Source organism: Conyzicola sp. (assembly GCF_046714715.1).
In the GTDB taxonomy this organism is placed as follows: domain Bacteria; phylum Actinomycetota; class Actinomycetes; order Actinomycetales; family Microbacteriaceae; genus Conyzicola.
This window is the reverse complement of sequence record NZ_JBKKAD010000064.1, coordinates 1-14501: the sequence shown is the minus strand read 5'-3', so window position 1 is coordinate 14501 and position 14501 is coordinate 1. Positions and strand designations below refer to the sequence as shown.

At 67.0% G+C, this 14501-nt stretch carries 12 protein-coding genes; 2 read left to right on the top strand and 10 right to left on the bottom strand.

The genetic code is table 11. The features are described from left to right. From ACLQ6X_RS05145 to coaE, 4 genes are all read right to left on the bottom strand, one after another. On the bottom strand, positions 1-189 hold a 189-nt coding region (locus ACLQ6X_RS05145), incomplete at its 3' end, for a GIY-YIG nuclease family protein (protein WP_411699100.1). Between the two features lie 30 nt (positions 190-219). Further along, entirely contained in the window at positions 220-3093 is a 2874-nt protein-coding gene (gene uvrA, locus ACLQ6X_RS05140) for an excinuclease ABC subunit UvrA (protein ID WP_411699099.1), read from the bottom strand. A gap of 88 nt (positions 3094-3181) precedes the next feature. Further along, entirely contained in the window at positions 3182-5251 is a 2070-nt protein-coding gene (gene uvrB / locus ACLQ6X_RS05135) for an excinuclease ABC subunit UvrB (protein WP_411699098.1), read from the bottom strand. Between the two features lie 52 nt (positions 5252-5303). Continuing rightward, positions 5304-5909, bottom strand: coding sequence for a dephospho-CoA kinase (gene coaE, locus ACLQ6X_RS05130; RefSeq protein ID WP_411699097.1), 606 nt, complete (start codon positions 5907-5909; stop codon positions 5304-5306). 62 nt (positions 5910-5971) lie between these two features. On the opposite strand from coaE, the gene ACLQ6X_RS05125 reads away from it, so the two are divergent. Continuing rightward, positions 5972-6586 carry a DUF4126 domain-containing protein gene (locus tag ACLQ6X_RS05125; RefSeq protein WP_411699096.1) on the top strand — a complete coding sequence of 205 codons (615 nt, stop codon included), beginning with the start codon at positions 5972-5974 and terminating at the stop codon, positions 6584-6586. Here ACLQ6X_RS05125 and rpsA read toward each other — a convergent pair. The 5 genes from rpsA to polA all read right to left on the bottom strand — a co-directional run bounded on the left by rpsA (position 6583) and on the right by polA (position 13355). Beyond that, positions 6583-8043, bottom strand: a complete 1461-nt coding sequence (gene rpsA, locus ACLQ6X_RS05120) for a 30S ribosomal protein S1 (RefSeq protein ID WP_411699095.1) — start codon at positions 8041-8043, stop codon at positions 6583-6585. The two genes, ACLQ6X_RS05125 and rpsA, sit on opposite strands and share 4 nt — an antisense overlap. A 122-nt stretch (positions 8044-8165) precedes the next feature. Then, the gene (locus ACLQ6X_RS05115) at positions 8166-9857 is read right to left on the bottom strand and encodes a DUF885 domain-containing protein (protein ID WP_411699094.1); all 1692 of its coding nucleotides are present in this window, start codon (positions 9855-9857) and stop codon (positions 8166-8168) included. A gap of 81 nt (positions 9858-9938) precedes the next feature. Further along, on the bottom strand, positions 9939-10208 hold the full coding sequence (locus ACLQ6X_RS05110; RefSeq protein WP_411699093.1) for an HPr family phosphocarrier protein: 270 nt from the start codon (positions 10206-10208) through the stop codon (positions 9939-9941). A 34-nt stretch (positions 10209-10242) separates the two neighbouring features. After that, complete coding sequence (locus tag ACLQ6X_RS05105) at positions 10243-10677, bottom strand: PTS sugar transporter subunit IIA (protein ID WP_411699092.1); 435 nt, start codon at positions 10675-10677, stop codon at positions 10243-10245. Beyond that, positions 10677-13355 (bottom strand): DNA polymerase I, encoded by a 2679-nt coding sequence (polA, locus tag ACLQ6X_RS05100; RefSeq protein WP_411699091.1) that lies wholly within the window; start codon positions 13353-13355, stop codon positions 10677-10679. The genes ACLQ6X_RS05105 and polA overlap by 1 nt, the downstream gene beginning before the upstream one ends. Positions 13356-13408: 53 nt before the next feature. Here polA and ACLQ6X_RS05095 point away from each other — a divergent pair, with 53 nt between their 5' ends. Further along, a complete protein-coding gene (locus ACLQ6X_RS05095) occupies positions 13409-13837 on the top strand; it encodes a PaaI family thioesterase (protein WP_411699090.1) in 429 nt (142 codons plus the stop codon). A 218-nt stretch (positions 13838-14055) separates the two neighbouring features. Here the strand turns inward: ACLQ6X_RS05095 and ACLQ6X_RS05090 are convergent. Further along, a partial coding sequence (locus tag ACLQ6X_RS05090; RefSeq protein ID WP_411699089.1) for an ANTAR domain-containing response regulator occupies positions 14056-14501 on the bottom strand: 446 nt, incomplete at its 5' end.

Here is a 14501-nt window from a genome sequence, read left to right as displayed (position 1 = left end):
GGAGAGCACCATGCGCCGGGTGCGCTCGTGCAGGCTGCGCAGCGGCTGGAAGTAGTTGGCCAGCCGCGCGCGCAGGCTGTTGGCCTTGCCGACGTAGAGCACCCGCCCGCCGGCGTCGCGGAAGCGGTAGACGCCCGGCGCGGTCGGGATCTCCCCCGCCTTCGGTCGCCACGTGACGGTGTCGCTCATGGCCTGATCCTCATCGATACCGAGGCACGCCTAGGCGCGCACGCCCTCCAGCATCTCCTTGAGGAAGAAGCCGGTGTGGCTGCCCTCGATCTTCGCGAGCTGCTCGGGCGTACCGGTCGACAGCACCTGGCCGCCGCCCGCGCCGCCCTCCGGACCGATGTCGATGATGTGGTCGGCGCTCTTGATGACGTCGAGGTTGTGCTCGATGACGAGCACGGTGTTGCCCTTGTCGACCAGGCTGTTCAGCACCAGCAGCAGCTTGCGCACGTCTTCGAAGTGCAGGCCGGTGGTCGGCTCGTCGAGAACGTAGATGCTGCGGCCGTTGGAGCGCTTCTGCAGCTCGGTGGCGAGCTTGACGCGCTGCGCCTCGCCGCCCGACAGGGTCGTGGCGCTCTGGCCCAGGCGCACGTACCCGAGGCCGACGTCGACGAGCGTCTTCAGGAAGCGGTGGATGGCTCCGATGGCCTCGAAGAAGTCGGCGGCCTCGCTGATCGGCATGTCGAGCACCTCGGCGATGTTCTTGCCCTTGTAGCGAACCGCGAGGGTCTCGCGGTTGTACCGTGCGCCGTGGCAGACCTCGCACGCGACGTAGACGTCGGGCAGGAAGTTCATCTCGATCTTGATGGTGCCGTCGCCCGAGCAGTTCTCGCAGCGGCCGCCCTTGACGTTGAAGCTGAACCGACCGGGCAGGTAGCCGCGGGCCTTCGCGTCCTGCGTTTCGGCGAACAGGTTGCGGATCTTGTCGAACACGCCGGTGTAGGTGGCGGGGTTCGACCGCGGCGTGCGACCGATCGGGTTCTGGTCGACGTGCACGACCTTGTCGAGGTGTTCGAGGCCGGTGACGCGGGTGTGCTTGCCGGGGATCTGGCGGGCGCCGTTGAGTTCGTTGGCCAGCACCTTGTAGAGGATGTCGTTGACCAGGCTCGACTTGCCCGAACCGCTCACGCCGGTGACGGCGGTGAAGACGCCGAGCGGGAAGTCGACGGTGACGTTGCGCAGGTTGTTGGCCTTCGCTCCCTCGACCCGCACCTGGCGCTTCTTGTCGACCTTGCGGCGCTTCTTCGGCGTCGCGATCGACCGGCGTCCGGCGAGGTAGTCGCCCGTGACCGACTCGGTGTTCTCGAGCAGCTTCTCGTAGCTGCCCGAGTGCACCACGACCCCGCCGTGCTCGCCCGCGCCCGGTCCGATGTCGACCACCCAGTCGGCGGTGCGGATGGTGTCTTCGTCGTGCTCGACGACGATGAGCGTGTTGCCCAGGTTCTTGAGCTTCACCAGGGTCTCGATGAGGCGGCGGTTGTCGCGCTGGTGCAGCCCGATCGAGGGCTCGTCGAGAACGTAGAGCACACCCGTGAGCCCCGAACCGATCTGGGTGGCCAGGCGGATGCGCTGCGCCTCGCCGCCCGAGAGGGTGGCGGCCGCGCGGGACAGGTTGAGGTAGTTGAGCCCGACCTCGATGAGGAACTCGAGACGCACGCGGATCTCGCGCAGCACCTGCGCGGCGATCTTCGCATCGCGCTCGCTGAGCACGACGGTGTTCATAAACGCGTAGGAGTCGGCGAGGCTGAGCTCGCACACGTCGGAGATGTTCTGGCCGTCGACCGTGACCGCGAGCACCTCGGGCTTGAGGCGCTTGCCGTTGCAGACGGGGCAGGGAATCTCGCGCAGGTAGTTCGCGAACCGCTGGCGCTGCACGTCGGTCTCGGCCTCGAGGAACTTGCGCTCGATGTAGGGCATGACACCCTCGAAACCGGTGGAGTACTTCATCTCGCGGCCGAAGCGGTTCTTCCACTTGACCGTGACCTCGAAGTTGTTGCCCTTGAGGATCGCGTCCTGCACCTCGGGAGACAGCTCGCCCCACGGTGTCTTGAGCGAGAACTTCAGATCCTGCGAGAGGCCGAGCAGCAGCTTCTCGAAGTAGTTGAACAGGCCCTTTCCCGACTGGGCCCAGGGCAGGATGACGCCGTCGGCGAGGCTCACCGAGGGGTCCGCGATGAGCAGGTCGGCATCGACCGACATGCGGGTACCGAGCCCCGAGCACTCGGGGCAGGCGCCGAACGGGGCGTTGAACGAGAAGGTGCGGGGTTCGATCTCGGTGAGCTGCAGGGGGTGATTATTCGGGCACGAAAGCTTCTCGCTGAACGTGCGCGTCGCATCCGGACCCGTCTCGTCGACGAGGTTGATGGCGACGAGCCCGTCGGTGAGGCGCAGGGCCGTCTCGAGGGAGTCGGTGAGTCGCGTGAGCGCGTCGTCGGATGCCACGAGCCGGTCGACCACGACGGAGATGTCGTGCTTCACCTGCTTCTTCAGCGTGGGCGGGTCGCTCAGCTGGATGACCTCGCCGTCGACGACGGCGCGCGAGTAGCCGGCCGCGGCCAGCTCGCGGAAGGTGTCGACGAACTCGCCCTTCTTCTGCGAGACGATGGGGCTGAGCACCTGGTAGCGCGTGCCGGTCTCGAGCTCCATGAGCTGGTCGGCGATCTGCTGCACCGTCTGGCGCTGGATCTTCTCGCCGCAGACCGGGCAGTGCGCCACGCCGATGCGCGCCCAGAGCAGGCGCATGTAGTCGTAGATCTCGGTGATCGTGCCGACGGTCGACCGCGGGTTGCGGTTGGTCGACTTCTGGTCGATCGAGACGGCGGGGCTCAGGCCCTCGATGAAGTCGACGTCGGGACGGTCGACCTGGCCGAGAAACTGGCGGGCGTACGCCGACAGCGACTCGACGTAGCGGCGCTGGCCCTCGGCGAAGATGGTGTCGAACGCGAGGCTCGACTTGCCCGACCCCGACAGACCGGTGAAAACGACAAGGGAGTCGCGCGGGATCTCCAGGTCGACGTTCTTGAGATTGTGGACCCTGGCTCCGCGCACGTTGAGCGTGGGCACACCAGTTACAGGAGAAATCGACACTCTCACAATTGTATGGATGCCACCGACATTGCATGGACGGGTTCGCTCAGTGCGTACTCAGGTTCGTCTGTGCACGCCGCCCGCGGCGTCAGCGCAGGTGCCCTGCCGCCTCCATCTGGCGCAGTTCTTTCTTGAGGTCGGCGACTTCGTCGCGCAGGCGGCCGGCGAGCTCGAACTTCAGTTCGCCCGCGGCCAACAGCATCTGGTCGTTGAGGTCGCGGATGATGCCCTCGAGCTCGTTCGCGCCCGCCGCGGCCTTGCCGTGCTGGCGCAGGTTGGGCGTCGGCGACTTCTTGCGCCCGTCGCCTCGGCCGGCGAGCAGGGCGGCCGTGTCGGCGTTCTCGCGCTCGAGGGCGTCGGTGATGTCGGCGATCTTCTTGCGCAGCGGCTGCGGGTCGACGCCCTTCTCGAGGTTGTAGGCGATCTGCTTCTCGCGGCGCCGGTCGGTCTCGTCGATGGCGCGCTTCATGGAGTCGGTGAGCACGTCGGCGTACATGTGCACCTCGCCCGAGACGTTGCGGGCCGCGCGACCGATCGTCTGGATGAGCGACGTCGACGAGCGCAGGAAGCCCTCCTTGTCGGCGTCGAGGATGGCGACGAGCGAGACCTCGGGGAGGTCGAGGCCCTCACGCAGCAGGTTGATGCCGACGAGCACGTCGTAGACGCCCTGGCGCAGCTCGGTGAGCAGCTCGACGCGGCGCAGGGTGTCGACGTCGGAGTGCAGGTAGCGCACGCGCACGCCCGACTCCCCCAGGAACTCGGTGAGCTCTTCGGACATCTTCTTGGTGAGGGTGGTGACGAGCACGCGTTCGTTGCGCTCGACCCGCAGTTTGATCTGCTCGAGCAGGTCGTCGATCTGGCCCTTGGTGGGCTTGACCACGATCTGGGGGTCGAGCAGGCCCGTGGGGCGGATGATCTGCTCGACGACCGAGTCGGTGATGCCCATCTCGTACTTGCCGGGCGTCGCCGACAGGTAGACGCGCTGGCCCACCCGGTCGAGAAACTCGGGCCACTTGAGCGGGCGGTTGTCGAGCGCGCTCGGCAGCCGGAAGCCGTGTTCGACGAGGGTGCGCTTGCGGCTCGCGTCGCCCTCGTACATGGCGCCGATCTGCGGCACGGTGACGTGCGACTCGTCGATCACGACGAGGAAGTCGTCGGGGAAGTAGTCGATGAGGCAGTGCGGTGCCTCCCCGGGCGACCGGCCGTCGATGTGCGCCGAATAGTTCTCGATGCCGTTGCAGAAGCCGATCTGCTCCATCATCTCGAGGTCGAACGTCGTGCGCATCCGCAGCCGCTGGGCCTCGAGCAGCTTGCCCTGCTTCTCGAGCTCTTTGAGCCGCTCTTCGAGCTCGTGCTTGATGGTGCCGATGGCGCGGTGCATCACGTCGGTTCCGGCGACGTAGTGCGAGCCGGGGAAGACGGACACGGCATCGAGCTTCTTGACGATGTCGCCGGTGAGCGGGTGCAGCGAGTAGAGGGCCTCGATCTCGTCGCCGAACATCTCGATGCGGATGGCGAGCTCTTCGTACATCGGGATGATCTCGATGGTGTCGCCGCGTACGCGGAAGTTGCCGCGCGAGAAGTCGACGTCGTTGCGCTGGTACTGCATCGACACGAACTTGCGGATGAGCGTCTCGCGCGGGATCTGCATGCCGACCTGCAGGGCCACCATGGCCTCCATGTAGCCCTCGGGGGTGCCGAGGCCGTAGATGCAGGAGACGGTGGAAACGACCACGACGTCGCGCCGGCTGAGCAGCGAGTTGGTAGTGGAGTGGCGCAGGCGCTCGACCTCGGCGTTGATCGAGGAGTCTTTCTCGATGAACGTGTCGGTCTGCGGCACGTAGGCCTCTGGCTGGTAGTAGTCGTAGTACGAGACGAAGTACTCGACGGCGTTGTTGGGCATCAGTTCGCGGAACTCGTTGGCGAGCTGCGCCGCGAGGGTCTTGTTGTGCGCCAGCACGAGCGTCGGGCGCTGTACCTGTTCGATGAGCCAGGCCGTGGTGGCGGACTTACCGGTACCGGTCGCACCCAGCAGCACGACGTCGGTCTCGCCGGCGTTCACCCGCCCGGCGAGCTCGGCGATCGCGGTCGGCTGGTCGCCACTCGGGACGTACTCGCTCACGACTTCGAAGGGGCGAACGGCGCGCGTGGGTTCCATTGCTCCAGCTTAGGCTCGGCCTCCGACACGCGCTGGCCGGTGCGCGGCGGTGCTACGACGCGAGGATGCGGGCGTAGAGGGCGTCGGCCTGGGCGAGGGTCTCGTCGAGCGAACCGTTGCTGTCGATGACCACGTCGGCGATCGCCAGGCGCTGCGCGTCGGTCGCCTGCGAGTTGAGACGGTTGCGCGCCTCCTCCTCGCTCAGGCCGCGCAGCTCGACGAGCCGCTTCAGCCGGGTCGGGGCGCTGGCGTCGACCACCACGACGAGGTCGAAGGTGATCGGCCGGTCGGCGGCGGCCTCGGCGAGCAGCGGCACGTCGTAGACGACGATCGCCCCCGGGTCGTTGCGCGCGGCCTCGTCGAAGAGTTCGCGGGCCCGGTGCCACACGGCCGGATGAGTGATGGCGTTCAGCGCGAGACGGGCCTGCGGATCGCTGAAGACGATGGCGCCGAGCGCGGCACGGTCGAGCGTGCCGTCGGCGGCGATGACCCCCGGACCGAATCGGTCTGCGATGGCGGCGAGACCCGGTGTGCCCGGCTCGACGACCTCACGTGCGAGTACGTCGGCATCCACCACCACCGCCCCTCGCTCGGCGAGACGTGCGGAGACGACAGATTTGCCGGAGGCGATTCCCCCGGTGAGCCCGATCAGGTACATTCCAGCAATGCTAGCCTCGGCCGAACGAGAGGCTGGCCTCGGCGCAGCGAAAGGAAAGTGTCGTGCTGGAGATTCTGACGGGAACCGGACTCGCTTTCGCGGCCGGCCTCAACGCCTACATCCCGATGTTGCTGCTCGGCCTCGGTGCCCGGTTCGTCGACTTCATCGAATTGCCGGCGAACTGGGCCTGGCTCGAGAACGAGTGGGTGCTCGGTATCCTCGCCGTGCTGCTCGTGATCGAGTTCTTCGCCGACAAGATTCCGGCGGTCGACTCGGTGAACGACGTGATCCAGACCGTGGTGCGGCCCGCGTCGGGCGGCATCGTGTTCGGCAGCGGCTCTGCGAGCGAGACCGCCGCGGTCACCGACCCCGCCGCGTTCTTCTCGTCGAACCAGTGGGTGCCGATCGTCACCGGCGTCGTGATCGCTCTGCTCGTGCACGGCGCGAAGACGGCCGTGCGGCCGGTCGCCAACGCCGCCACCTTCGGACTCGCCGCCCCGGTGCTCAGTTTCGCCGAAGACGTGAGCAGCGTGACCCTCTCGCTCTTCGCGATTCTTATCCCGGTGCTCGTGATCGTGGCGATCGCCGGCCTGATCGTGCTCTTCGTGGTGCTGCGCAGACGACGAATGGCCGCCACCCGCGAGGGTGACGGCCATTCGATGGTTCCTAGTGACTAGGAGTTGTTGCTGAGCTTCTCGCGAAGAGCCGCGAGCGACTCGTCGTCAGCGAGCGTTCCGGCCGAAGCCGAGTCGCTCGAGAAGGTCGAGGCGCCGGAGGGCACGTCGCCCGAGGAGGGGTTGGCCTCTTCGACGGCTGCGGCTGCAACCTGCTTCTTGTGCGACTCCCAGCGAGCCTGGGCCGCAGCGTACTCCTGCTCCCACTTCTCGCGCTGGGTCTCGAAGCCTTCCTTCCACTCCTGGGTCTCCGGGTCGAATCCGTCCGGGTACTTGTAGTTGCCGGCCTCGTCGTACTCGGTGAGCATTCCGTAGAGTGCCGGGTCGAACTCGGTACCCTCGGGGTCGACGCCCTCGTTCGCCTGCTTCAGCGAGAGGGAGATGCGGCGACGCTCGAGGTCGATGTCGATGACCTTGACGAATACCTCGTCGCCGACCGAGACAACCTGCTCGGCGAGCTCGACGTGCTTGCCCGAGAGCTCGGAGATGTGAACGAGGCCCTCGATGCCCTCTGCAACGCGAACGAACGCGCCGAAGGGAACGAGCTTCGTGACCTTACCCGGTGCAACCTGTCCGATTGCGTGGGTGCGGGCGAATACCTGCCACGGGTCTTCCTGGGTGGCCTTGAGCGACAGCGACACGCGCTCGCGCTCGAGGTCGACCTCGAGGATCTCGACGGTGACTTCCTGGCCGACCTCGACGACCTCGGAGGCGTGCTCGATGTGCTTCCACGACAGCTCGGAAACGTGGACGAGACCGTCTACGCCGCCCAGGTCGACGAATGCACCGAAGTTGACGATGGAGGAGACGACACCCTTGCGGACCTGGCCCTTGGCGAGGTTCGCGAGGAACGTGGTGCGGCTCTCGCTCTGCGTCTGCTCGAGGAGCGCGCGGCGGGAGAGCACGACGTTGTTGCGGTTCTTGTCGAGCTCGAGGATTTTCGCTTCGATCTCCTGGCCGAGGTACGGCGTGAGGTCGCGAACGCGGCGCAGCTCGATGAGCGAGGCGGGAAGGAAGCCACGAAGACCGATGTCGACGATGAGGCCACCCTTGACGACCTCGATGACCGAACCGGTGACGATTCCGTCTTCGTCCTTGATCTTCTCGACGTCGCCCCACGCACGCTCGTACTGAGCGCGCTTCTTCGACAGGATGAGACGGCCTTCTTTGTCTTCCTTCTGGAGGACAAGAGCCTCGACGGTGTCGCCCACCTGGACGACCTCGCTCGGGTCTACATCGTGCTTGATGGAGAGTTCGCGGGAGGGGATTACACCCTCGGTCTTGTAACCGACGTCGAGGAGAACCTCGTCACGGTCGATCTTTACGACGGTACCTTCGATGAGGTCGCCATCGTTGAAAAACTTCAGCGTCTTTTCGACCGCTGCAAGGAAGTCTTCTGCGGATCCGATGTCATTGATCGCGACCTGCTTGGGCGCCTTGGCGGGCGTTACGAGTGTCATGTAGTTAGTGCTCCAGTAAGGGCATAATTCGGGCCAGCGGCGAGATGGATCTGGATGTTCGCCGATGGCGGGCGGATAGTTGTGTCACGAATGTGACATTCCAGCATACCGAATCGCGCGGGTTAACGCGCAACCCGCGGCTCGAGGGCCGCCTTGAGCGTGTCGAGGCCGACGCCGCCGATGTCGAGGGCCCGCTTGTGGAACGCCTTGATGTCGAAGGCCGCTCCCTCCCGGGCCGCCGCGTCGTCGCGCAGCTGCTCCCAGATGCGCTGCCCCACCTTGTACGACGGCGCCTGTCCGGGCCAGCCGAGGTAGCGGTTCACCTCGAACCGCACGAACTCGGGGCTCATGTTCACGTTGGCGCCGAGGAAACCGAACGCGTACTCCCCCGTCCACGGCCCGGAACCGTCGGGCAACGTCTTCTCGAGGTGCACGCCGATGTCGAGCACGACGCGGGCGGCGCGCATGCGCTGCCCGTCGAGCATGCCGAGCCGGTCGGCGGGGTCGTCGAGATAGCCGAGCTGCTGCATCAGGCGCTCGGCGTACAGCGCCCAGCCCTCCGCGTGACCCGACGTTCCCGCGTTGCGCCGCCACGTGTTGAGCATCGTCTTGTTGTACACGGCCTGCCCGATCTGCAGGTGGTGGCCGGGCACACCCTCGTGATACACGGTCGTGAGTTCACGCCAGGTGTCGAACTCGGTGACGCCCTCGGGCACGCTCCACCACATCTGGCCGGGCCGGGAGAAGTCGTCGGTGGGGTTCGTGTAGTAGATGCCGCCCTCTTGGGTCGGTGCGATCATGCACTCGAGGCGCTTGACGACATCCGGGATCTCGAACTGCGTGCGCGACAGTTCTTCGACCGCGCGGTCGCTCGTCTCCTGCATCCAGCGCTGCAGCGCGTCGGTTCCGTGCAGCTTGCGTGTCGGGTCGCCGTCGAGGAATTCGATGGCTTCTTCGACGGATGCACCGGGCTTGATCTCTCGGGCGATGGACTCCTGCTCGGCGACCATCCGGGCGAGCTCGTCGATGCCCCACTCGTAGGTCTCGTCGAGGTCGATCGTGGCGCCGAGGAAACCACGCGAGGCGAGCGCGTACAGCTCGCGGCCCACGGCGTCTTTCTCGGGGGCGTGCTGGGCGAGTTCGTCGCCGAGGAAGCTCACGAGCGAGCCGTACGCTTCGGCGGACGCCCGCGCGCCGCTCTCGAGGTCGGCGACGACAGAGGCGGGCAGTTCGGCCTCGCCGGCCCGCGCCTTCGCGGCCAGCTGGAAGAAGAAGCCAGACGTGGCCGTCTGCTTCTTCGCCTGCGCCATGACCTCGGTGACCTGCCTGATCGCCGGTGCGTTGCCGGCCGTGATGCCCGAGCGAAGCGACTCGATGTAGCCGGCCATGGCGGCAGGGAGGTTGTGCATGCGGGTGGCGACGTGCGACCAGTCGTCGACCGTGTCGGTCGGCATGAGGTCGAAGATGTCGCGCAGCTCCTGTGCCGGGCTCGCGATCACGTTGAGGTCGCGCTGGTCGAATCCGGCCTCGTGCTTGTCGATGGTGAGCTGCAGTTCGCGTTCGAGGTCCATCTTCGTGACGGTGTCGACGTCGTCCAGCGGCGCGACCGCGCGGATGTCGGCGAGGGCGGCGCGGGTGTGGGCGATGGCCTGCTCGACTCCGGCGGGCGAGTAGTCGGCGTACTCGCCCTCGCGGCCCGGGCGCCCGAGGTAGACGCGGTACTCCGGATAGACGTCGAGCTCGGTGTCGACCCACTTCTCGGCGACGGCGTCGGTCGGCGTGGACTGGCGGGCGGTGTTCTGTGCTTCGCTCATCCTGCGAGCCTAACGAGCTATGAGCTCGTCGAGCTATTAGCTCGTCGAGCTATGAGCTCGTCGAGCTATTCGCTCGTCGAGCTATTCCCGGTCGAGGTCGGTCTCGAGCACCGTCGCGAGGGTGTCGATCGCGACATCCGCGCCGTCGCCCTCGGCGGAGAGCGTGACCCGTTCGCCGTGGGCGATGCCGAGCGACAGCACCCCGAGGATGCTCGCCGCGTTGACGCTGCGTCCGGCCGCCGAGGTGAGCATGACGGTGACCCCGGTTGCGGCGGCCGCCTGCGAGAAGAGCGACGCCGGCCGCGCGTGCAGACCGACGGCGGATGCGACGGTGACGGTTCGTTCGGCCATGCGGGGCTCCTTCGTCGGTGCTACTGCGAGGTGCTTACTGGGAGAGGGCTCGGTGCACGTCGGCGGTGCTCGTCGCTTCGCGCAGGGCCAGGGCCCGCTCGGGTTCGAGCAGCACGGCCGCGAGTTGCGACAGCAGACCGACGTGTCCTCGCCCGCGGGCTGCGAGCCCGATGACGACGGTCACGTCGTTGCCATTCCAGTCGATCGGGTCGGCAAAGCGCAAGAGAACGAGGGCATCCCGCTGCACTTCTGCTTCCGATGCCAGGGTGCCGTGGGGCACGGCGACGCCCTCCCCCACGTAGGTCGACACGGAGCGCTCACGCTCGAGCATGGCGGCGGTGTACTCGGAGTCGACCGCCCCGGCGGCGATCAGGGCCGCGCCGGCCTGGGCGATCGCGTCGTCGGCGCCGGTCGCCGTCGCATCGAGCACGATCGACTGCTCGGCGAGCAGATCGGTGAGGGCGGTCATCAGTGCGCCGCGGCATCCCAGTTGGGGCCGGTGCCGACCTGCACGTCGAGCGGCACGCGCAGCTGCGCCGCCCCGCCCATGCGGTCGCGCACGATTGCCGTGAGGGTCTCGAGCTCGTCGGGGGCCACCTCGAACACGAGTTCGTCGTGCACCTGGAGCAGCAGCCGCGAGCCGAGGCCCTGGTCGCGCAGGTCGCTCGCGACGCCGAGCATGGCGATCTTGAGGATGTCGGCGGCGGAACCCTGGATCGGCGCGTTGAGCGCGGCGCGTTCGGCGTTCTCGCGCAGTACCCGGTTCGACGAATTGAGGTCGCCGAACGGGCGGCGGCGGCCGTAGATCGTCTCGGTGTAGCCGTCGACCCTGGCCTGCTCGACCACGTTGCGCAGGTAGTCGCGCACCGCGCCGAAGCGGTCGAAGTAGTCGGTCATCAGCTTGCGCGCCTCGCTCGACTCGATGCGCAGCTGCTTCGACAGGCCGAAGGCGCTCAGCCCGTAGGCGAGGCCGTACGACATCGCCTTGACCTTGGTTCGCATGAGCGGCGTCACGTCGGCCGGCTCCACCCCGAAGACGGTCGAGCCGACGAAGCGGTGCAGGTCTTCGCCCTCGTTGAAGGCGGTGATGAGACCCTCGTCGCCGGAGAGGTGCGCCATGATCCGCATCTCGATCTGCGAGTAGTCGGCGGTGAGCAGGGTGCTGAAGCCCTCGCCCTTCTCGAAAGCGGAGCGGATCTCGCGGCCGACCGACGTCTTGACCGGCATGTTCTGGAGGTTCGGGTCGTTCGACGAGATGCGGCCGGTGCTCGTGCCGGTCTGGTCGTAGGTGGTGTGCACCCGGCCGTTCGCGTCGACCGCCTTCTCGAGAGTCTCGATGATCTGCCGCAGCTTGGTCGCGTCGCGGTGCTTGAGCAGCAGGTCGAGGAACGGATGCGGCGACTGCTCTTGCAGGTCGGTGAGGCTTGCGGCGTCGGTCGAGTAGCCCGTCTTGTTGGCGCGGGTCTTCGGCATGTTCAGCTCTTCGAACAGCACCTGCTGCAGCTGCTTGGGCGAGCCGAGGTTCACCTCGCGGCCGATCTCGGCGTAGGCGCGGCTCGCGAGGTCGGCGGCGACGTTGGCGAGCTCGCCCGACAGCTTCGACAGGATCGGCTGGTTCACGGCGATGCCGTCGAGCTCCATCGTGGCCAGCACCGGCACGAGGGGCAGCTCGATCTCGTCGAGCACCTTGCGGTCGCTCTGGCCGAGCTTCTCGGCGAGGTACTCGGTGACCCGCAGCACGTACCAGGCCTCGGTCGCGAGGCTCACGGCGTCGGTGTCGGGCACGAGCTGGTTGGGGTCGGCCTGGGGCAGGGTCTCGCCGAGGAAGTCGTAGACCTGGCTGGCGAGGTCGTCGGTCTTGCCGGCGGGCTTGAGCAGCCAGGCGGCGAGACTCGTGTCGAACGCGATTCCGCCCAGCTGGAGGCCGGACCGGCGGAGGGCCTTGAGCTGCTGCTTGGACCCCTGCAGATACTTCGGTGCGTCGCCGGCGAGCCACGACTCGAGGGCCGCGTAGTCGGGCCGGTCGGGCTCCCAGGGCACGAAGGCGCTGTCTTTCGGCGACGCGATGCCGAGGGCGGTGACGATACCGCCGTGCGTCTCGACCCGCAGGCCGAGGGCGACGGTGCCGTGAGCCGACTGGGTGTCGAGCCACTTCGCGAGCTCCTCGTCGACCATGGTGCGCACGGGCGGCACGGCGGTCTCCTCCACCTCTGCCACGGCGAGAGCCGTGCCATCCGATTCACGCAGGTGTCCGTCTTCTCCGGCGAGTTTGAGCACCCGCTCGAGCAGCGTCTTGAACTGCAGCTTGTCGAAGACGGCCCGCACGGCCGTCTCGTCGATGGGCTGCCGCTCGAGGTCGGCCGGTCCGAACGGCAGGTCGACGTCGGTGAGCAGGTGGTTGAGCTTGCGGTTGCGGATGGCACGGTCTTTCTGCTCTCGCAGCTTCTCGCCGACCACGCCCTTGATCTCGTCGGCGTGCTCGAGGACGCCGTCGAGTCCGCCGTACTGCACGATCCACTTGACCGCGGTCTTCTCCCCCACCTTGTCGATGCCGATGAGGTTGTCGCTCGTCTCGCCGACGAGCGCGGCGATGTCGGGGTACTGGTGCGGTTCGATGCCGTAGCGCTCGAATACAGTGTCGCGGTCGTAGCGTTTGAGTTCGGAGACGCCGCGGGCGTTCGGGTAGAGCAGGGTGACGTCGTCGTTGATCATCTGGATCGCGTCGCGGTCGCCGGAGACGACGAAGACGTGGAAGCCCTGCTCGGCGCCCTCACGGGCGAGCGTGGCGAGGATGTCGTCGGCTTCGTAGTCTTCCTTCGAGACGGTGGGGATGCCCATCGCCTTGAGCGCCTCTTCGAGCAGGGGGATCTGGCCGATGAACTCGACCGGCGTCTCGCCGCGGGTGCCCTTGTACTCCGGGTATTCGCGCGTGCGGAAGGAGAAGCGGGAGATGTCGAACGCCACCGCGAGGTGGGTGGGCTTCTCTGCCTTCAGCAGGTTGATGAGCATGGCGATGAAGCCGTGGATCGCGTTGGTGTGCTGCCCCTCACGGTTCATAAAACTGTCGACCGGCAGCGCGTAGAACGCGCGGAACGCCAGCGAATGGCCGTCGATTATCAGGAGGGTAGGCTTTTCGTTGTCCGACACGACAGCCAGCCTAGCCTCGGTCACCGACACGCTGGGCCGAACGAGAGAGTGCCATGACCACCTTCCCCACAGATCTCGATCCAGAACTCGTCGAACGGCTGGTTGAGAGCGGCGGAGGCGAATTGGCCGTCAAGATGGGCATCGAATTCGTCGAACTGTCGGCGGACCACTCGGTCGCGACGATGCCCGTCGAGGGCAACCGTCAGGTCGTGGGACTGCTGCACGGCGGGGCGCACGTCGTGCTCGCGGAATCGCTCGGCTCCGTGTCATCCGCAATCCATGCCGGCCCCGGACGCTTCGCCGTCGGCATCGAGATCAACGCGACCCACAGCCGCTCGGTGACCTCGGGCACGGTCACCGCCACCTGTACGGCGCTCAGCCTCGGAGGCACCCTCGCGACGCACGAGATCGTCGTGCGGGACGCGGAAGGCCGGCGCCTGTCGACCGTGCGCATGACGAACATGCTGCGCGACAGGCGCTGAGGCTCCCCCACCACCCCGACGCGCTGCGTTTTTTCACTTCCGCGGCCGAATATTCGACAGCGCCAGCAATAAAACGGCGCGTCGGTTGGGGGCGGCCCGCATTGCTGCGCCTTGGTCGCGGTGCGGGCGTTCGGACGGGCGCACCGCAGAACCTCCGCAGCGTGCGGTTAACGCGAGCGAGCCCGGCACCGAGGGTGACGGGCTCGTTCGCAGGAGTGCTACTTCTTGGCGCTGAGCTGCTCGATGATCGCCTGGGCGACGTCGTGCATGGTGAGGCGGCGGTCCATGGAGGCCTTCTGGATCCAGCGGAACGCCTCGGGCTCGGTGAGGCCCATCTTCTCGTTGAGCAGGCCTTTGGCGCGGTCGACGAGCTTGCGGGTCTCGAAACGCTCGACGAGGTCGGCGACCTCGGCCTCGAGCGTGATGATCTGGGTGTAGCGGCTGAGGGCGATCTCGATGGCCGGCAGCAGGTCGTTGGGCGTGAAGGGCTTGACGACGTAGGCGAGGGCGCCGGCCTCGGAGGCGCGTTCGACCAGTTCTTTCTGGCTGAAGGCGGTGAGCAGCACGACGGGCGCGATGTGGTTCTTGGTCAGGCGCTCCGCGGCGGAGATGCCGTCGAGCTGGGGCATCTTCACGTCCATGATGACGAGGTCGGGGCGGAGTT

Bases quoted from the DNA above. Each gene is read 5' to 3' on its own strand.
- rpsA (WP_411699095.1), bottom strand. From the start codon at position 8,043: ATGACACTCGTAACGCCCGCCAAGGCGCCCAAGCAGGTCGCGATCAAT.
- uvrB (WP_411699098.1), bottom strand. From the start codon at position 5,251: ATGGAACCCACGCGCGCCGTTCGCCCCTTCGAAGTCGTGAGCGAGTAC.
- ACLQ6X_RS05095 (WP_411699090.1), top strand. From the start codon at position 13,409: ATGACCACCTTCCCCACAGATCTCGATCCAGAACTCGTCGAACGGCTG.
- ACLQ6X_RS05115 (WP_411699094.1), bottom strand. From the start codon at position 9,857: ATGAGCGAAGCACAGAACACCGCCCGCCAGTCCACGCCGACCGACGCC.
- ACLQ6X_RS05105 (WP_411699092.1), bottom strand. From the start codon at position 10,677: ATGACCGCCCTCACCGATCTGCTCGCCGAGCAGTCGATCGTGCTCGAT.
- ACLQ6X_RS05110 (WP_411699093.1), bottom strand. From the start codon at position 10,208: ATGGCCGAACGAACCGTCACCGTCGCATCCGCCGTCGGTCTGCACGCG.
- coaE (WP_411699097.1), bottom strand. From the start codon at position 5,909: ATGTACCTGATCGGGCTCACCGGGGGAATCGCCTCCGGCAAATCTGTC.